Origin of the sequence: Rhodococcus sp. 077-4 (assembly GCF_047782425.1) — a bacterium.
GTDB lineage: Bacteria > Actinomycetota > Actinomycetes > Mycobacteriales > Mycobacteriaceae > Rhodococcoides.
In genome coordinates, this window is the sequence record NZ_JAJPWC010000001.1 from 1422375 (window position 1) to 1438679 (window position 16305).

Consider the following 16305-nt stretch of genomic DNA (forward strand, 5'->3'; position numbering starts at 1 on the left):
AACCCGTGATTCGTAGGGGCGTTCGTGACGAGCAGTCCGAGAACCGCAGACACCTGGTCTGGGGAGTGGTCGGCGCGGCTGTCGTCGTCGTTCTACTGGCTGCGGCCGGTGCGGTCTACGCGGTGCCGTTCGGTGAGAAGACGTACCTCGCGCACTTCGGCTCCTCAGGTGGTGTCGCGGCAGGCGATGAGATCAGGATCGCAGGCATCGCTGTCGGGTCGGTGCGCACAGTCGCTCTCGCGGGCGACCACGTCGACGTCACGTTCGGGGTGGATCACGACGTGTTCGTCGGCGACACCTCCAGTCTCTCGGTGCAATTGCTCACTCCGATCGGTGGGCACTACGTCAAGCTGGAGTCGGGCGGCGACTCGCCGCTCGGTGACACACCGATTCCGAAGGAACGAACCAAGACTCCGTTCGACCTGTCGGACACACTCGAAGAAGTGACCCCGTTGGTTCGTGACATCGACGGAGCCACCCTGCGCGCGACCGTAGCCGAGGTGGACGAGGCTCTGACCGTTCAGCCCGAATCGACTCGACGAGTGGTCGACAACCTCACCGAACTCACCGATCTGATCGCACAACGGTCGGATCAACTCGAACGAGGGCTGGCCGTCTCGGACGAGTACACCGCAGCACTGTCCTCGGATCAGCTGATGCTCGACGAGTTGGTGCGGCAGCTGGGAACGTTGACGAAAGGCTTCGGCGACAAGCGAACCGATGTGGTCAGTGCATTCGATCTCCAACGCCGGTTGTTCCTGTTGTTCCACCGTCCTTTGATGGCCTATGCCGAAGGCGTCGAGCCGTCCGTGGTGCAACTCGAAGAGATCGTGCAGAAGGTCTTCGCTCAGTTCGGCGACTTCGATGCGGCACTGACGCAGATCAAGACCGCATCCGATCAACTCGCCGCACTCGTCGCCCACACGGACGCGAACGGACCGGTCATCGATCAGTCGCAGAGCGTCGTCACAGGACCGAGCGTGTGCATTCCACTTCCGGGAAAGGCGTGCTGATGGCTGGGCAATGGAAGCGCACGGTGATCGTCGGCGCGTCGTTCGTGGCCGTGGTCGCACTGACCACCACGGTGGCGTCGGCCAGCGGTGTCATCGACATCGCGAGCCGAACGTCGAGTGTCTGTGCGCAGTTCGGTGACACGGTGGGTCTCTACGAGGGCAACTCGGTCAAGATGCTCGGTGTCGATGTCGGCACGGTGACGTCCATCGCCACCGACGACAGCGTGCCCGACGGTGTCCTGGTGACGATGGACGTGGACCAGAACGTCACGCTTCCGGCCGATGTCGGAGCGGTGACGCTGTCCAGTTCGATCGTCACCGACAGGCACGTGGAGTTCACCGAGCCCTACAGCGGTGGGCCGGAGTTCGATCGGGCGCAGTGCATTCCGCTGGAGCGCACTCGCACACCGCTCGGGGTGAGCGAGACGTTCGATGCCGTCTCGAAGTTGGCCACCGATCTGTTGGGGCCTGCCGACGCGGACGGCAAGCGTCCCGAGATTCTCGGTAATGCGCTTCGCTCGGTGGACGGTGCCCTCGACGGCTCGGGCCCACAACTGAACTCGGCCATCGCGCAGCTGTCGACACTGGTGGGTGAACCCACCGATCGGGACGCGACGGTACGTCGCCTGATCGACAACATCGACAAGCTCGTGAACGTGTTCGCAGTCAACTGGCCCGACGTCGCGAAGCTTCTGGACAACCTGAAGGCCGGCATGATCACGCTCACCGAATTCACCACCGCGTTCAGTGGGGCCGTGGGGTTGACGGTCGACTTCATTCCAGTCCTCGCCCGTCAACTCGACAAGTACGGCGACAAGATCTACGGCTTCCTCGATCAGTTGATCCCCATCGTGGATGTGGGACTCGGCCGCATCGGAGACATCAAGGACATCCTCGAGCAGGTTCCCACCGTGAGCGATTCGCTGGTGACGCTGTACGACCAGGATGTGCAGGCGGGCCGATTGACCTACCACCCACCGCAATTCGAGATCGACACCAATTCTCCCAACGAGATCTGCGCCCTGATCAACAAGTATCGGCCCACCTGCTCGGCCGACCAGCAGCGCGGCGACGTCATCGATGTCGGACTGGTGCAGTTGATACTCGGATCGGCGGGATGGCGATGAATCGAAAAGGACCTGCCGCGGCACTTCTGGTGACCGCGCTGCTGATCGCCGGCTGCAGTGCGAACCCGGCCGACCTGCCCATTCCCGGAAGCTACGTCGACGGGGACAAGTACACCGTGGACATCGAGTTCGCGAGTGTGCTCAATCTGCCGGCCAAGGCGAAGGTCATCGTGGACGGTGTCGATGCCGGAGTCCTGGACTACGTGACTCTCGTCGACGACAGGGCAGTGGCCACGGTCGATCTGTCGGCCGATGTTCGCCTGCCGAAGACAACGATCGCCGAGCTCAGGCAGAGCACCATTCTGGGCGAGATCTACATCTCGCTCCAGCCTCCCGAGAACGACGCGAGTGCAGGGGAATTGGAAGACGGCGACGTCATTCCGCTGGAACGGACCGTGCCTGCGGACAACGTCGAGGACGTCCTGCGCGGACTGTCCAATGTGGTGACCGGTGGACACGTGGTGGAACTGCAGGAAGCGGTGAACAACTTCAACGCAGCGGTACCTCAGGATCCGCAGGTGTTCGATCGGGTGAACATCGCGGCCCGTGCCGCAATCACCGACCTGGGGGCCAACACCGCGGACATCGATCGGATACTCGCTGCTGCAGAGGGCGTTTCGAATACCATCGTCGCGCAGGAGGACGGGCTCACCAGGGTGCTCGACCTCGGTCCGTCCCGAGCGCAGGGGCTCTCGGAGGTGCTCTTCAGCGTCGTCCGGCTGATCTTCGCCCTCGGCTACATGTCACAGAACGTCGGCGACGTTCTCGGTCCGCCCTACCAGGAACTGAGCGGTGCGATCGGAATCATCCTGCCCGCCATCATGACCATTTCCTCGGCCGACACCACCGTGCCGATGAATGCAGAGAAGGTGAACACCCTGCTACGCGAACGCCTCGTACCCTTCTTCTCGACGACACCGAACATCGCAATTCGTTCGGTCGAGGCGCAGGGCTCACCGGATCCGACGGTCAGAGCCGACGAGATGATCGGCGTCCTGCGTTCCATCGGGATCGTGCGATGAAGCCGTCGACCGTGTTCTCGCTCGTCGCCCTGTTGGTGCTCACACTTGCCGGAATCGGCTACCTCAGCGTCGGAGTACTCGGCATGGACCCGCGTCGTGAGTACAACACCGTCACAGTGGAACTGGCGTCCTCGGGAGGCCTGATGGAGACCTCTCAGGTGACCTCGCGGGGAATGGAGATCGGTAAGGTCGACGACATCGCCGTCACCGCGGACGGACTCGACGTGACCTTGAGACTCGATGCACGCCATGACATTCCGGTCGATTCGGAGGTCATCGTCGCCAATCTGTCGGTCGTGGGGGAGCAGTATCTCGACATCCGTCCCCGCCGTGCAGGCGCACCTTTTCTGCACGACGGCTCGGTGATTCCGATGGATCGAACGCTCGTATCGGCCACGGTCAGCGACACTCTGGGCAAGGTCGATGCGCTGGTGGCGCAGATCGACACCGGTGCACTCGCCGGACTCGCGGACACGGCGAACACTGCGGTGCAAGGCCGCGACCCGGACATCGACAACCTCGTGGCCACGTTCCGGCTGCTTGCTCTCACGTTGCGAGACAAAAGTGAAGAGATTCGGCACCTGTACGACAACGCTCAGGAACTCGGCAGAAAGGCGTACGGCTACGGGCCGGTTCTCAGCGACGCCGGTCCGTGGGTCGGTTCGACCGGGCAAGGTGTCGCCAGTCTGTTGCAGGCCTTCGAGCAGTACTCGTACGTCGCCTCCGATGTCTGGGACGACCCGATCGGTCCGCTCATCACCAAGATCGACAGCTACCTGACCCCCACGTCCCCCGACCTGGCACTGATCGCGACGCTGCTGAAGCCGTACACGGCACCCATCAAGCCGTTGCGGGTGGACGCGGGAAAAATCATCGACATGCTCGGCGGGATCTTCCCCGAGGGGGGACCCGCGCGAGTTGCCGTGACCATCCCGAACTGACCCGATTCTCCGACCCCTTCCGAACAACAGTGGAGTGACCCCCCCATGACCGATACCGCGCCCGCCCAGGAACTCGACACCGATGCTTCGGCGGTCCCAGCCCAGGCCGTCCAAGCGCCGAGCACGTCCAGTCGGCCGACGGCCACGATCATCGCGGCAGTCGTTGCCGTACTCGCCCTTGTCGCGGCCGTGGTGTTCGGCTTCCTGTGGCACTCCGCCTCCAGCGACCTGGACGCGCAGCGGCAGCAGGAGACCGACCGGCAGATCGCGTTGAACACCGCCAAGGACTACACCACCAGATCGCTCACCTACGACTACAACAACCTCGACGCATTCTTCGCAGGCGTCAAAGACGGTGCAGCGCAACCACTGCAGGAGCGGTACGACGGAGTGAAGGACGCACTGACCGCGATCATGACCGAGTCGCAGGTGGTCGCATCGGGTGAAGCACTTTCGGCAGCAGTCGATTCCGAGGTGGACGGGGTGTACAAGATCTCGGTGTACGCGCAGCAGCAGACCCGAAATCTACAGACACCGGACGGCGGCTCGGTGGCCAACATCCTCGCCGTCACCGTCTCCGACCACGACGGTCGCTGGATCGTCGACGACTACGGCCCCAAGAGCTGAGGTTTATTCCTTGGTGGCGCTGACGAACTGGGCCAGTCCGCGGACGTCTTGCTGAATCTCGGTCAGTCCTGACGCCTCGAACACATCGACGAACAGGTTCTTCGGAAACATCCGTACGCCCGCCAGACCGGTTCCGAAGCCGACGATGGTGCCCAGCGGGGCCGGACGAGGCTCGCAGCTGGTCATGATCGCGATGCGTCCACCCGGGCGGACGACGCGAATCAATTCGTTCAGCACTGTCATGGGCTTCGGAACGAGATACAGTGCGGCGTAACAGCACACGGCATCGAAAGCGCCGTCCGAATACGGCAGGTGGGCGGCGTCTCCACGTACGTACGCGGCCCGGGGCCCGCGGTTGTCCCGAACGGCGCGGGCGATCATGGCCTCGGAGATGTCGAACCCGACGGCGAGGCCGTCGCCGGTGAGATTCTCGGAGAGAAACTTCGTGAAGTTGCCGGGGCCGCAGGCGACGTCGAGCACGCGCTGGGGGCCGTGCAATCGTAGGTCGGCAACGGCTTTGGCGCGCTCGGCCGCCATCGACATGCCCGCAATACCCATCATGGACACCCCGAACGGCCGCCACAGTCTTTCGTAGATCGCTGCCACCACGCGGTTGTTCATCGCGATACTGGCCGGCGACGGGTTCGGTGCGGGCACGTCCGGTAGCAGTTCGACGTAGCCGCCATCGGTGCGCGCCAGCCCGCGCAGCGTCGCCGGCTCGATCATGGCGAGCGCGTGGTGCAGCGCGGTTTCGGCTGACTCGCTCACGGGCGCGGCGGGCGTTCGCCGTAGTCCCGCTCGACGCGCAGCGTTGCGAGAGTTGTTGCCAGGCCGTCGTATTGGGTGACGAGGAGAACGAATTCGATGAGTCGCCGCTCGTCGAACTGGGTGGCGAGTTCGGCCCAGGTCGCGTCGGAGAGGATCTTGGTGTCGATGAGTTCGTCGACGGCGGTCAGGATGGTCCGGTATCGCGTCGACAGTCCCGGTGCGTCGGGTCCGGTCTCGATCAGCTCGAGTAGATCCCGGTCGATGCCCGCCCGCTTGCCGAGCCTGATGTGATGGTCCATTTCGTACGCGGAATCACGCAGGTGCGCCACTCGAAGGATCACCATCTCGGATTCCTTGCGCGAGATACGCCCGCCCGGCATCAGATGGCCGCTGTAGAACAGCCACGCCCGGTACAGACCGCCGGTGCGCCCCAAGGTGGTGAAGAGGTGGGGGTTGGGCACACCTGCACCCTTGGCGATCACCTTGCAGATTGCCCAGTTGATGGGCCCGAGTGTTCTTGCGGTGCCGGACGGAATGCGTGGAGTGGTCACAGTCACACCGTACCGACTGCTCGGCCATGCGTCACCGAGTAGCTGAAGGGTAGGCTAACCTTTTTGGGATCGTGCACAATTTCCCCTCGGAGGACCCTTGACGAAGTTCCATGCCCGCATCACGGCTCTCGCCCTCGTCGTCGCCGCCCTCGGCGTGACTGCGGCGGCGTGTTCGTCCACCGACTCGACCGCCGACAGTGCGGCCGGCGCGACGCGATCCATCGACACCGTCCGAGGAGAGGTGGAGGTTCCCGAATCGCCGCTGCGCGTCGTCACCCTCGAGCCGGTCGAGCTCGACACCTCGGTCGCCCTCGGCGTAGTGCCCGTCGGAACCACGGTGCTCAGCGAGGCGAGCGGCGTGCCGTCGTATCTCGGCACGGAGGCCGCGAACATTGCGACCGTCGGCACGGTTGCCGAGCCGACCGTCGAGGACATCGCGGCCCTGCAACCCGACCTCATTCTGGGCACCGAGACTCGGCATGCCGAGTACTACGACCAACTTTCCGCCATTGCGCCGACGGTGTTCATCGCCTCCCAGTCCGATCCGTGGCGTGACAGTGTCCGGTTCGTCGGGCGCATTCTCGGCAGGGAGGCGAAGGCGGAGGAACTGCTCACCGCGTACGACGATCGGTGCGCCGAGATAGCCGAGAAGTTCGGAACTGCAGGCAAGACAGCGCAGCTCATTCGGCCCCGCAGCGGTGAATTGACCTTGTACGGGCCGTCCTCGTTCGCCGGGAGCACCCTCGAATGCGCGGGCTTCACCACGCCGCCGAGGCCCGAGTGGGCCGACGAGATCTCGGTGGACCTCTCACCCGAACTGGCGGCTCAGGCGGCGGCGGATCTGATTCTCGTCACTGCCACCGACCCGTCGGACCCTGCCGCGATCCCGGAATCGATCACCGCCAACGCTGCCGTGCTGCCGAATCCGCATGCGGTGGATCTGTCCTACTGGATCACCGGCGTCGGGCCCAAGGGTGGGCAGACGGTGCTCGACGACATCGATCGCATTCTTTCGCAGTAGACCGAAAGCTCAGATCCGAACCGCGTCGGCCAGTGCCGCAGCCTGCTGCGCCCGCTCGACCACTCGATCGCGGGAAGAATCGATGTGTGTCAGAAGCAGTTCGAGAGCCGCATCCAAGGTCCCGGCCAGAACTCGCTCGACGATCTCGATGTGCTGTTCGATTGCCGAGACCACGGCTGCAGCGTCGAGTCCGCCGAGGATCCGTACCGGGCGCACCTTGGCGTTCACGGTGCACAGGGCCTCGGTCAGAGCGGCGTTGCCCGACGCGTCCAACAGTGTGACGTGGAAATTCTCGTCGAGAGACACCAGATCGTCGGTGGTGTCCGGTGGGTTTGCCCGCAGTCCGATCCAGGTGTCCAACAAGTTCGACAACGACGCGCGATCGACGGGATGGGACATCGAGCGAGCGATGCCGCGGGCCTCGAGGGTGGAGCGCAGCTCGTAGAGATCGGGCAGATCGCCGAGCCGTGGGCGGTACGCGTGCAACCCGGCCTCGTCTCGGGTGACGAGGCCGTCGGCCTGCAATCGAGCGAGCGCCTCACGCACCGGAGTGCGCGAGACGCCGTACAGCTCGGCGAGACGCTCCTCGCCGAGCCGTTCCGTGGAGCTGATGGCACCGGAGATCAGATCTCGGCGCAGTGACGAGTAGACCTTCTGGCGAAGGTCGTTGCGCGGCACGATGTGTCCGGTCAGATTGCCATGGCTGCGCGGACGTCTGCCTCGGACTCGGTTCCGCCCACACCGGTGGACGTGATCCGGCCGGCCTCGAGAATGTAGTACCTCTGGGCAGATTCCAATGCGAAACCGATGTGCTGCTCCACCAACAGCACTCCGAGACCGCCGCGGCGGGTCAGCTCGATGACGGTGCGCTCGATCTCGGCGACGACCGACGGCTGGATGCCCTCGGTCGGCTCGTCCAGGATCAGCATCCGAGGTTCGGTGATCAGTGCCCGCGCGATCGCGAGCTGCTGACGCTGCCCACCCGAGAGCAATCCTGCTCTGCGACCGAGCAATTCCTTCAACGCCGGAAACAGATCGAGTGCCTCGTCGACGAGAGCCTTGCCGCGCTTACGACCGTCCGCAACCACCTGAAGATTTTCGGCCGTCGTCAGCTGGCCGAACGACTGCTGCCCCTGCGGTACGTAGGCGAGGCCGCGGGCGACGCGGGCACTGGGCCGCAACGCGCTCACGTCCTCGCCGTCGAACATGACCTTGCCGGAGTTGACCTTCAGCAGTCCTACCGCTGCCCGCAGCAGCGTCGTCTTGCCTGCACCGTTGTGCCCCATCACTGCCGCGACACCGTCGGCCGGAACCGTCAGTGACGCGCCGTGAATCACTTCGCTGCGCCCGTAACCGGTACGCACATCCACCAGTTCAAGCATGATCGGCTCCCTTTTCCGCGATGTGATCCAATTCCTCGCCCGCCGCTGCGGTTCCGAGATACACCTCTTGGACCTTCGGATCTGCCTGCACCTCGGCCACGGTGCCCTCGGCCAGCACCCGCCCGGCAGCCAACACCGTCACCGATGTGGCGAACATGCGCATGAAGTCCATGTCGTGCTCGACCACCACCACGGTCCGTTCACCGCCGATGCGCTGCAGCAGCCGGCCCGTCTCCTCGCGTTCCTCGTGGCTCATACCGGCGACCGGCTCGTCGAGCAGAAGCACGTCGGCGTTCTGCACCAACAGCATTCCGATTTCGAGCCACTGCTTCTGCCCGTGCGCGAGGATTCCCGCCGGCTTGTCGCGCTCGGCCGTCAGGCCGATGGTCTCGAGAGCCTCCTCGATCCGGGGCAGCACCGATCCTCGACGACGCAACATCGTCAGCACCGACCGACCGGACCCGGCAGCGATATCCAGGTTCTGCAATACCGTCAAATTCTCGAAGATGCTGGCGGTCTGAAAGGTTCGGCCGATGCCGAGGCGGGCGATCTGATGCACCTTCTTGCCGAGCAGTTCCACCCCGGACTTCGTGACCGAGCCGGTGGCCGGGACGAGGCCGGTGATGGCGTCGATCAGTGTGGTCTTGCCTGCTCCGTTGGGCCCGATGAGAAAGCGCAGATCGCCCTGCATGAGCGTCAGATCGACGTTGGTGTTGGCCTTGAAGCCGTCGAAACTGACTGTCAGGTCACGTACTTCGAGGTATTGACTCGACATTCCGGCATTGCCGCCGAATGTGGGTTGCGGGCCTTCGACATGGATCATCGCGTCAGTTCCTTCTCTGGCTCTTCGCTCGGCTCGGGGACCGGTTCGACTTCCTTCTTTCGCTTACGCAGTGCGAACAGTCCTGCGATACCGGCGGGGAAGAACCCGACGACCACCACGAACAGCAGACCCTGCGCGTACGTCCAGCCGGACGGGAACTGCTCGGACAGCGTGGTCTGAGCCCAGGCGACACCGAGTGCGCCGAGGACCGGACCGAGCAGGGTGGTGCGCCCGCCGATGGCCACACCGATGAGGAATGCGATGGACGGGACGATGCCGACGTCGTTGGGGGAGATGATGCCCACGATCGGAACGAACAGTGCCCCTGCAAGACCCGCGAAGAACGCCGCGGCCACGTAGGCCACGATCTTGACGTTGGCCGGGTCGTAACCGAGGAAGCGGACCCGCTCCTCCTGATCGCGCACCGCCACCAGCAGTTCGCCGTAGCGCGAGTACATCAGCTGGCGGGTGATGGCAACGACGGCGAGCAGTACGCCTGCGGCGATGAAGAAGAGCATCTGCTTGTTGGCGGGATCGTTGAGGTTGAACCCGAAGAACGTGCGAAACCTGTTGAGGCCGTTCGATCCGCCGGTGGTCTGCTGCCCGATGAGCAGAATCGCGAAGGCGGCGGCGAGGGCCTGGCTGAGGATGGCGAAGTACGCGCCCTTGACCCGACGCTTGAACACGCCGAGGCCGAGCACCAGTGCCACCAGGGCGGGCACGAACAGGACGCCCAGGATCGTGGTGATCGGCGAGGTGAACGGCACCCAGTAGGAGGGCAGTTCGCGAATTCCGGCGATCGACATGAAGTCCGGTACTGCGTCGCCGCGCAGATCGGCGTCGGAGATCTTCAGGTGCATGGCCATGATGTAGGCGCCGATACCGAAGAAGACACCCTGACCGAGCGTGAGCATTCCGCCACGCCCCCAGGCCAATCCGATGCCGACGGCCACGATGGCGTAGCAGATGAACTTGCCCAACAGGTTCAGCCGGAACTCGCTGAGGACGGCCGGAGCGACGGCGAACAGCAGAATCGCCGCGAGCGCGAATCCCACCAGAGCGCCGCGCTTGGCGATGAACTCGCTCATACCAGGCTCCTTGTCTTGACGGCGAACAAGCCCTGCGGGCGGGCCTGCAGGAAGATCACGATGAGGACGAACACGATGACCTTGGCGATCGAGGCCGTGGTGCTGTACTCGATGAACGAGTTGAGGATGCCGAGAGCGAAGGCCGCGATGACCGCACCCTTGATCTGGCCGAGGCCGCCGACGACGACCACGAGGAAGGCGTCGATCAGATAGCTCTGCCCCACAGTGGAACTGGTGGAACCGATCAGGGTGAGTGCGACGCCGGCAACACCGGCGAGGCCTGAGCCGAGGAAGAACGTCGAGATGTCGGTCCTGCGGCTCGAGATGCCCGAGGTTTCCGCGAGATCGCGGTTCTGCACCACCGCGCGGATGCGTCGACCCATCGCGGTCTTCTTCAACGCGATCGACAGTGCGACAACGGCGACGACCGCAAGCACGAGGATGAAGATTCGGGTCTTGGGAACCACGGCACCGAGGATGTCGACGCCGCCGGTCAACCATGCAGGGGATACGACGTTGACCGCTGGTGCTCCGAAGATGTCCCGCGCGAGCTGCTGCAGGATGAGCCCGACGCCGAACGTGACGAGCAGGGTGTCGAGCGGTCGGTGGTACATGCGCTGAATCAGCGTGACCTCCAACAACACTCCCATGGCACCGCCGACGAGGAAGCCGACGATCAGTGAGATGAACAGTGATGCGCCGCCGGTGGAGACGATCTGCTGCACCACGTAGGCCGTGTACGAACCGGCCATGATGAACTCGCCGTGCGCCATGTTGATGACGCCCATCTGACCGAACGTCAGTGAGAGCCCGAGGGCGGCGAGGAGAAGAATGGATCCGATCGACAGGCCGGTGAACAACTGTCCGATCACGACGTCCATGGGGGCTCCTTCGGAGCTCGTGCGCGTTTTGCGTAGCCAGAGCTACGCAAAACGCGCACGAGGGGATGGTCAGTTGAGGTCGGCGGCCCAGTCGTAGGTCTCGAGGAACGGATCGGGTGCGATCGGCTCCGGCGACTCCCACACCGTGTAGATCAGTCCGTCGGGCCGGATTTCACCGATCCGTGCGGTCTTGGAGATGTGGTGGTTGTCGCCGTCGATGACGACCTCGCCCTCGGGCGCGGCGAAGCTGACTCCGTCGGCCGCGGCCTGAATGTCCGCCACCGCAAAGGAATCGGCCTTCTCGACGGTGTTCTTCCACAGGTACACCGAGGTGTACGCCGCTTCCATGGGGTCCGACGTGGGCTTGTCGGCACCGTACTTCGCCTTGTAATCGGCGACGAACTTGTTGTTCTCCGGGGTGTCGACGGTCTGGTAGTAATTCCAGGCGGTCAACTGTCCCTCGATGTTGGCCGCACCGATGCCGGCGACCTCTTCCTCGGCGATGGAGACCGAGATGACCGGCATGTCAGCAGCTTTGAGGCCGGCGTTGGTGTACTCACGGAAGAACGCAACGTTCGAATCGCCGTTGAGGGTGTTGAACACCGCATCGGCGTCGGCGGAGCGCACCTTGTTGACGATGGTGGAGAAGTCCGTGGAGCCGAGCGGGGTGTAGTCCTCGCCCTTGATCTCGATGCCGTTCGCGGCGGCGTAGGCCTTGATCTCGCGGTTGGCGGTCTGCGGGAAGACGTAGTCGCTGCCGACGAGGTACAGCGACTCGACGCCCTTCTCCTTCAGGTAATCCAGGGCCGGGATGATCTGCTGGTTGGTGGTGGCACCGGTGTAGAAGATGTTCTTCGACGCCTCGAGGCCCTCGTACTGCACGGGGTAGTAGAGGAGCGCGTCGTTGTCCTCGAACACGGGCAGCATCGCTTTACGGCTCGACGACGTCCAGCCGCCGAAAACCGCTGCGACACAGTCGCTGCTGATCAGTTTCTCGGCTTTCTCGGCGAACACCGTGGGCTCGGACGCGCCGTCCTCGGCCACGACCTCGATCTGCTTGCCGTTGACGCCACCGGAGGCGTTGATCTGTTCGACGGCCAGTGCGATCGAATCACGCACCGTCACTTCGCTGATCGCCATGGTGCCGGAGAGGGAATTGAGCGAGCCGACCTTGATGGTGTCACCGGAGGTGTCGACACACGAGGTTGCAGATCCACCACCCTCGGCGGAGGTGGTGTCGCTCGCCTTGCTTCCGCAGGCGGTGGCGACCAGGCTCAATGCAGCCAGCGCTGCGGGAACGACCATGACGCGCTTGACGGACATGCGCTTCGAAACAGCAGGCATCTACGGCCCTTTCGGAAGTTTGTATACGGAGATGTATTCGCGATTGCGAACAGTAAAGGGAAAGTATTGCGTTGGTATTTTCTGCGGTGACGAGTCTGTTTCCCGCGTTACGTGGACGTAAATCAGCTCGGATGACAAGAAGGCTTGACATTTTTTGACAAGCAGAGTTGACTTTTGAGCATGCCCGGATCGAACAACGTCCGTGAACACCGCAAACGGGCACGCATCACCCAGGCCGAACTCGGCACCATCTGCGGAGTGAGCCGTCAGAGCATCGTCTCGGTAGAAGGCGGCGACTACGCACCGAGCGTCTACCTGGCACTGCGATTGGCCCGCGCACTCGATACGACGGTGGAAACACTGTTCGGAGACGAAGGAGAGGCAACACCATGAGCGCATTCGTCAAAGCGGCGCGATTCGTCGGCGACCTCGACGACGAGTTCTACGCCGACGAACTCCAACGCGACGCCTGGAATGAGGCCTCAGCCGTCGGATTTCAGTCCTTGCTTTGGATCGGGTTGATCACAGGTGCCGTACTGCCGTGGGCGGCGGGCGTCACGGGGGCCTGGGTGGCGTTGGGCATCTTCGTTGCGCTGACTTCCGTGTCTTTCGTGGTGTTGGCCTACTCACGGGCGCGGGGAATCGATATGTACACCTCGCAGGAGTTCCGGCGCGCTCGCATTGCGTTTGCAGGCGTGCTCACAGTTCTCACTGGATGCGGATCGATGGTGCGTCTGTTGGCCCATTACGGCGACGGTGATCTCGGCCCCGTGGCGTTCGGAGCCGCGATCGGTGCGCCGTTGGGTCTGGCGGTGGCAGTTGTGGGCATCAAGATGCATCAGCGTCGGCAGCGCCGTATAGAGCGTGCGGCGGAGGTGGCCGAGCAGCAGGCGTTCGATTCGGATGAATGAATGGCGTCGCGAATCAGCCGCGCGGAGTTTTACAGGGTGCAAGGATACGTAAAGGTCTCGGTTCGATCAGTCCGTTCGCAGAACCGAGGTGCGAGGGGTATGTTCTGACCGATGACATCGAGATTCCCTGGTGTCGGCGGCCGTGGGTGGGCTGGTCGGAGGCGGGTTCGTAACGCGGACGGTTACGCCCCCGATGTAAAGAGAGGCTCGGGTCGAGGCCGATGACGACGTGTGAAACCAATCCGCCTTCTATCGCGCCCCGAAGCACCAACGAGACCACATCGAACGTTCACCCTCGGGTGGAGCACGTAAACAGGGAAGTCGAGGCCGTGCGCAAAGACAAGAGTTACCTCAGGCTCGTCGGATCGAGCACGCCGCAGCCCACCATCGAGGTTCTCGGCGGACCCAAGACCATCACGGTTCACGTCGACAACGTCCTACCGGGGCAGATGTGCGAAGTTCTGCACAACGGCATGCTGTCGCTGAGTCACCGCGTGATCGTCGACGAGAACGCCACCAGCGTCACCATCACCACGTTCAACCTCAAGCAGGGGGAATACAACGTCTCACTGCGTCTCGACGGACGCTTGGACTGCGTGACCGAATCGCAGACTGTCCTCGTCGGTGAGCAGCTCGAGGTTCGTCGCAGCTCGGTCAGCTGAACCACCTCTGTTGGGTGTGACAGCGGGCAGATCTTTCGGGGTCGGCATCGTCTCCGAACGTCCGATCTCTCCGACGCGCTAGTCGGAAATCCCACCCTCCGCGGCGAGGGCCCGAACGCCCGCGATGTACGTGTCGAGGCCGAGCTTCTCGAACGCCGCCCGAGCGCTGACGTCGCTGAGATGCGGGGCCGCAGCGAGAATGTTCGGGAACTTCTCGGGATCCAGAGACTCCATCGTCGACGCCACCTCCTGCTCGACGTGTGCCCGGCGCGCCGGCTCGACTTCGACACCCGTGAACAGGGGCTCCGTGATCAGCGAAATGGCGACCCGAACACCCTGACGAGCGAGCTGGGTGGCGTCGGGGATGGAGAAACCGGCCTCGCCCAGCAGTTTCAGGCCGAGCTCCATCGCCGCTCTACTGTTGGGGGAGAACAGCATTCGCGGTACCACGATGGTCGCTGCGCCGGGGTGGGCGCGCAAGGCACGCATGAAGTCTTCGTGGATGGTGCGTAGTTGTTCCCACCATGGGGCGGTGGGATCGACGGTGATCTCGAGGTCCTGGCAGACGCGGTCGCCCATGGCGTCGAGAAGCTCGTCCTTGTTCTTCACGTGCCAGTAGATCGCCATGGGGGAGACGTCGAGTTCGGCGGCGATCTTTCGAATGGTGAGCGAGTCCAGTCCGCGACGGTATGCAACGTCCAGCGCGGCATCGACGACGGCAGTCCTGGTCAGGCGTGGCATCGGCGTAACTATACAGGTGTACGAGTCGGTGCTAGCGTCACTTGTACTTAGTACGAGAAAGGGAGCTGCAGATGGACGACGTCATCCTCGTCGGGGGCGGGATCATGAGCGCAACACTCGGGACGCTGATGCAGAGGCTGGAACCGAACTGGTCGATCCGGGTACTCGAACGGTTGCCTCGACTAGCTGCCGAAGCATCCGACGGATGGAACAACGCCGGCACCGGCCATGCCGGTCTGTGCGAGACCAATTACACGACAGAGCGTTCCGACGGATCCATCGACGTCGATCGAGCAGTGGCGATTGCCCGACAGTTCGCGATCACGCGGCGATTCTGGTCCACATTGCCCCGGTCCGAGTTCGTGCGACCGGTGCCGCACATGACGCTCGTTCGAGGTGCCGCCGATGTCGAGTTCTTGCGCGCACGGCATCGCGCGTTGAGTGCGCACCCGCTGTTCGAGGCCATGGAATACACGGAAGACGTTGCGATGCTGCATCATTGGGCACCCCTGGTGGCCGAGGGTAGGGCGGGTCCGTGGGCGGCGACCCGCGATGTGACGGGCACAGACGTCGATTTCGGGGCAGCGACGCGTCAGCTGTTCGACGCCATGTCCCTCGCCGGCGCGAGCGTGGAGACGGGCCGTGAAGTGCGCGGTCTGACCCAGGATTCAGACGGATCGTGGCGGCTCGACGTGCACGGCGGTCGGCCGGTGGAGCGAGCCCGCTTCGTGTTCGTCGGGGCGGGCGGCTGGGCTCTGAAGCTGTTGCGCCGAGCCGGCATTCCCGAGGCGCGCGGCTACGGGCTGCTGCCGATCAGTGGGCAATTCATGCGCTGCGATCGACCCGAGGTGGTCGACCGGCACGACGCCAAGGTGTACGGCACGCCGCCCATAGGTGCCCCGCCGATGTCGGTGCCGCACCTGGACACTCGAATTGTCGACGGGCAGCGATCCGTGCTCTTCGGACCGTACGCCGGGGCGAACCCCAAATTTCTGAAACACGGATCCCTGATGGACCTTCCGAGTTCGATCACCCGCGACAACGTCGGCTCGCTGCTGTCGATGGCCCGCACCAACACACCGTTGATCGGGCTCCTGCTCTCGGAGCTGACTGCCACGCGAGGGAAGAAGATCGCCGCGCTGCGTGAATTTCTTCCGTGCGCCGATTCCGCGGACTGGTCCGTCACCAGCGCCGGTCAGCGAGCCCAGATCGTAAAGAATGGTGCCCTGCAGTTCGGCACCGAAGTGGTTGCCTCGCAGGACGGCACGATCGCCTCCGTACTCGGCGCATCTCCCGGTGCATCCACAGCCGTCCCCATCATGGTCGAGCTGATGAATCGGTGCTTCCCGGAACGACAGTGGGACTCCCGCCTGCGGGAGCTGCTCACCGGCTAGCCTGTGGCG

19 protein-coding genes are annotated in these 16305 nt (G+C 63.8%); 10 read left to right on the forward strand and 9 right to left on the reverse strand.

Going from position 1 to position 16305, the window contains the following annotated elements; genetic code table 11:
* Positions 1-5 precede the first annotated feature (5 nt).
* From ACNEOT_RS06970 to ACNEOT_RS06990, 5 genes are read left to right on the forward strand one after another with little or no spacing between them, the layout of a single operon-like run.
* Positions 6-1013 (forward strand): MlaD family protein, encoded by a 1008-nt coding sequence (locus ACNEOT_RS06970; RefSeq protein ID WP_415973170.1) that lies wholly within the window; start codon positions 6-8, stop codon positions 1011-1013.
* On the forward strand, positions 1013-2140 hold the full coding sequence (locus tag ACNEOT_RS06975; protein WP_415973171.1) for an MCE family protein: 1128 nt from the start codon (positions 1013-1015) through the stop codon (positions 2138-2140). The genes ACNEOT_RS06970 and ACNEOT_RS06975 overlap by 1 nt, the downstream gene beginning before the upstream one ends.
* Positions 2137-3162: an MlaD family protein gene (locus ACNEOT_RS06980; protein WP_415973172.1), complete on the forward strand. Its 1026-nt coding sequence runs from the start codon at positions 2137-2139 to the stop codon at positions 3160-3162. The genes ACNEOT_RS06975 and ACNEOT_RS06980 overlap by 4 nt, the downstream gene beginning before the upstream one ends.
* Positions 3159-4103, forward strand: coding sequence for an MlaD family protein (locus ACNEOT_RS06985; protein WP_415973173.1), 945 nt, complete (start codon positions 3159-3161; stop codon positions 4101-4103). Before ACNEOT_RS06980 ends, ACNEOT_RS06985 begins: the two co-directional genes overlap by 4 nt.
* A gap of 45 nt (positions 4104-4148) precedes the next feature.
* Entirely contained in the window at positions 4149-4730 is a 582-nt protein-coding gene (locus ACNEOT_RS06990; RefSeq protein ID WP_415973174.1) for a hypothetical protein, read from the forward strand.
* 3 nt (positions 4731-4733) lie between these two features.
* Here the strand turns inward: ACNEOT_RS06990 and ACNEOT_RS06995 are convergent, their stop codons facing one another.
* A complete protein-coding gene (locus ACNEOT_RS06995; RefSeq protein WP_415973175.1) occupies positions 4734-5498 on the reverse strand; it encodes a class I SAM-dependent methyltransferase in 765 nt (254 codons plus the stop codon).
* The gene (locus ACNEOT_RS07000; RefSeq protein ID WP_415973176.1) at positions 5495-6055 is read right to left on the reverse strand and encodes a carboxymuconolactone decarboxylase family protein; all 561 of its coding nucleotides are present in this window, start codon (positions 6053-6055) and stop codon (positions 5495-5497) included. The genes ACNEOT_RS06995 and ACNEOT_RS07000 overlap by 4 nt, the downstream gene beginning before the upstream one ends.
* 91 nt (positions 6056-6146) lie before the next feature.
* Between ACNEOT_RS07000 and ACNEOT_RS07005 the strand changes: the two genes are divergently transcribed.
* On the forward strand, positions 6147-7070 hold the full coding sequence (locus ACNEOT_RS07005) for an ABC transporter substrate-binding protein (protein WP_415973177.1): 924 nt from the start codon (positions 6147-6149) through the stop codon (positions 7068-7070).
* Positions 7071-7079: 9 nt separating this feature from the next.
* On the opposite strand, the gene ACNEOT_RS07010 is transcribed toward ACNEOT_RS07005, so the two are convergent.
* The 6 genes from ACNEOT_RS07010 to urtA all read right to left on the reverse strand — a co-directional run bounded on the left by ACNEOT_RS07010 (position 7080) and on the right by urtA (position 12588).
* Positions 7080-7748, reverse strand: a complete 669-nt coding sequence (locus ACNEOT_RS07010) for a GntR family transcriptional regulator (protein WP_415973178.1) — start codon at positions 7746-7748, stop codon at positions 7080-7082.
* 11 nt (positions 7749-7759) lie between these two features.
* The gene (urtE, locus tag ACNEOT_RS07015) at positions 7760-8452 is read right to left on the reverse strand and encodes an urea ABC transporter ATP-binding subunit UrtE (protein ID WP_415973179.1); all 693 of its coding nucleotides are present in this window, start codon (positions 8450-8452) and stop codon (positions 7760-7762) included.
* Positions 8445-9275, reverse strand: coding sequence for an urea ABC transporter ATP-binding protein UrtD (gene urtD, locus ACNEOT_RS07020; RefSeq protein WP_415973180.1), 831 nt, complete (start codon positions 9273-9275; stop codon positions 8445-8447). Before urtD ends, urtE begins: the two co-directional genes overlap by 8 nt.
* Positions 9272-10363: an urea ABC transporter permease subunit UrtC gene (gene urtC, locus ACNEOT_RS07025; RefSeq protein ID WP_415973181.1), complete on the reverse strand. Its 1092-nt coding sequence runs from the start codon at positions 10361-10363 to the stop codon at positions 9272-9274. The genes urtD and urtC overlap by 4 nt, the downstream gene beginning before the upstream one ends.
* Positions 10360-11244, reverse strand: a complete 885-nt coding sequence (urtB, locus tag ACNEOT_RS07030) for an urea ABC transporter permease subunit UrtB (RefSeq protein ID WP_415973182.1) — start codon at positions 11242-11244, stop codon at positions 10360-10362. The genes urtC and urtB overlap by 4 nt, the downstream gene beginning before the upstream one ends.
* A 69-nt stretch (positions 11245-11313) precedes the next feature.
* Entirely contained in the window at positions 11314-12588 is a 1275-nt protein-coding gene (urtA, locus tag ACNEOT_RS07035) for an urea ABC transporter substrate-binding protein (RefSeq protein ID WP_415973183.1), read from the reverse strand.
* Positions 12589-12768: 180 nt separating this feature from the next.
* Here urtA and ACNEOT_RS07040 point away from each other — a divergent pair, with 180 nt between their 5' ends.
* The 3 genes from ACNEOT_RS07040 (at position 12769) to ACNEOT_RS07050 (ending at position 14161) form a co-directional block, all read left to right on the forward strand.
* Positions 12769-12981, forward strand: a complete 213-nt coding sequence (locus ACNEOT_RS07040; RefSeq protein WP_415973184.1) for a helix-turn-helix transcriptional regulator — start codon at positions 12769-12771, stop codon at positions 12979-12981.
* Positions 12978-13499, forward strand: a complete 522-nt coding sequence (locus ACNEOT_RS07045) for a hypothetical protein (RefSeq protein ID WP_415973185.1) — start codon at positions 12978-12980, stop codon at positions 13497-13499. The genes ACNEOT_RS07040 and ACNEOT_RS07045 overlap by 4 nt, the downstream gene beginning before the upstream one ends.
* Positions 13500-13828: 329 nt before the next feature.
* Positions 13829-14161: a hypothetical protein gene (locus ACNEOT_RS07050; RefSeq protein ID WP_415973186.1), complete on the forward strand. Its 333-nt coding sequence runs from the start codon at positions 13829-13831 to the stop codon at positions 14159-14161.
* A 78-nt stretch (positions 14162-14239) separates the two neighbouring features.
* On the opposite strand, the gene ACNEOT_RS07055 is transcribed toward ACNEOT_RS07050, so the two are convergent.
* Entirely contained in the window at positions 14240-14902 is a 663-nt protein-coding gene (locus ACNEOT_RS07055; RefSeq protein WP_415973187.1) for a TetR/AcrR family transcriptional regulator, read from the reverse strand.
* Positions 14903-14973: 71 nt separating this feature from the next.
* Between ACNEOT_RS07055 and mqo the strand changes: the two genes are divergently transcribed.
* A complete protein-coding gene (gene mqo / locus ACNEOT_RS07060) occupies positions 14974-16296 on the forward strand; it encodes a malate dehydrogenase (quinone) (protein ID WP_415973188.1) in 1323 nt (440 codons plus the stop codon).
* Positions 16297-16305 lie beyond the last annotated feature (9 nt).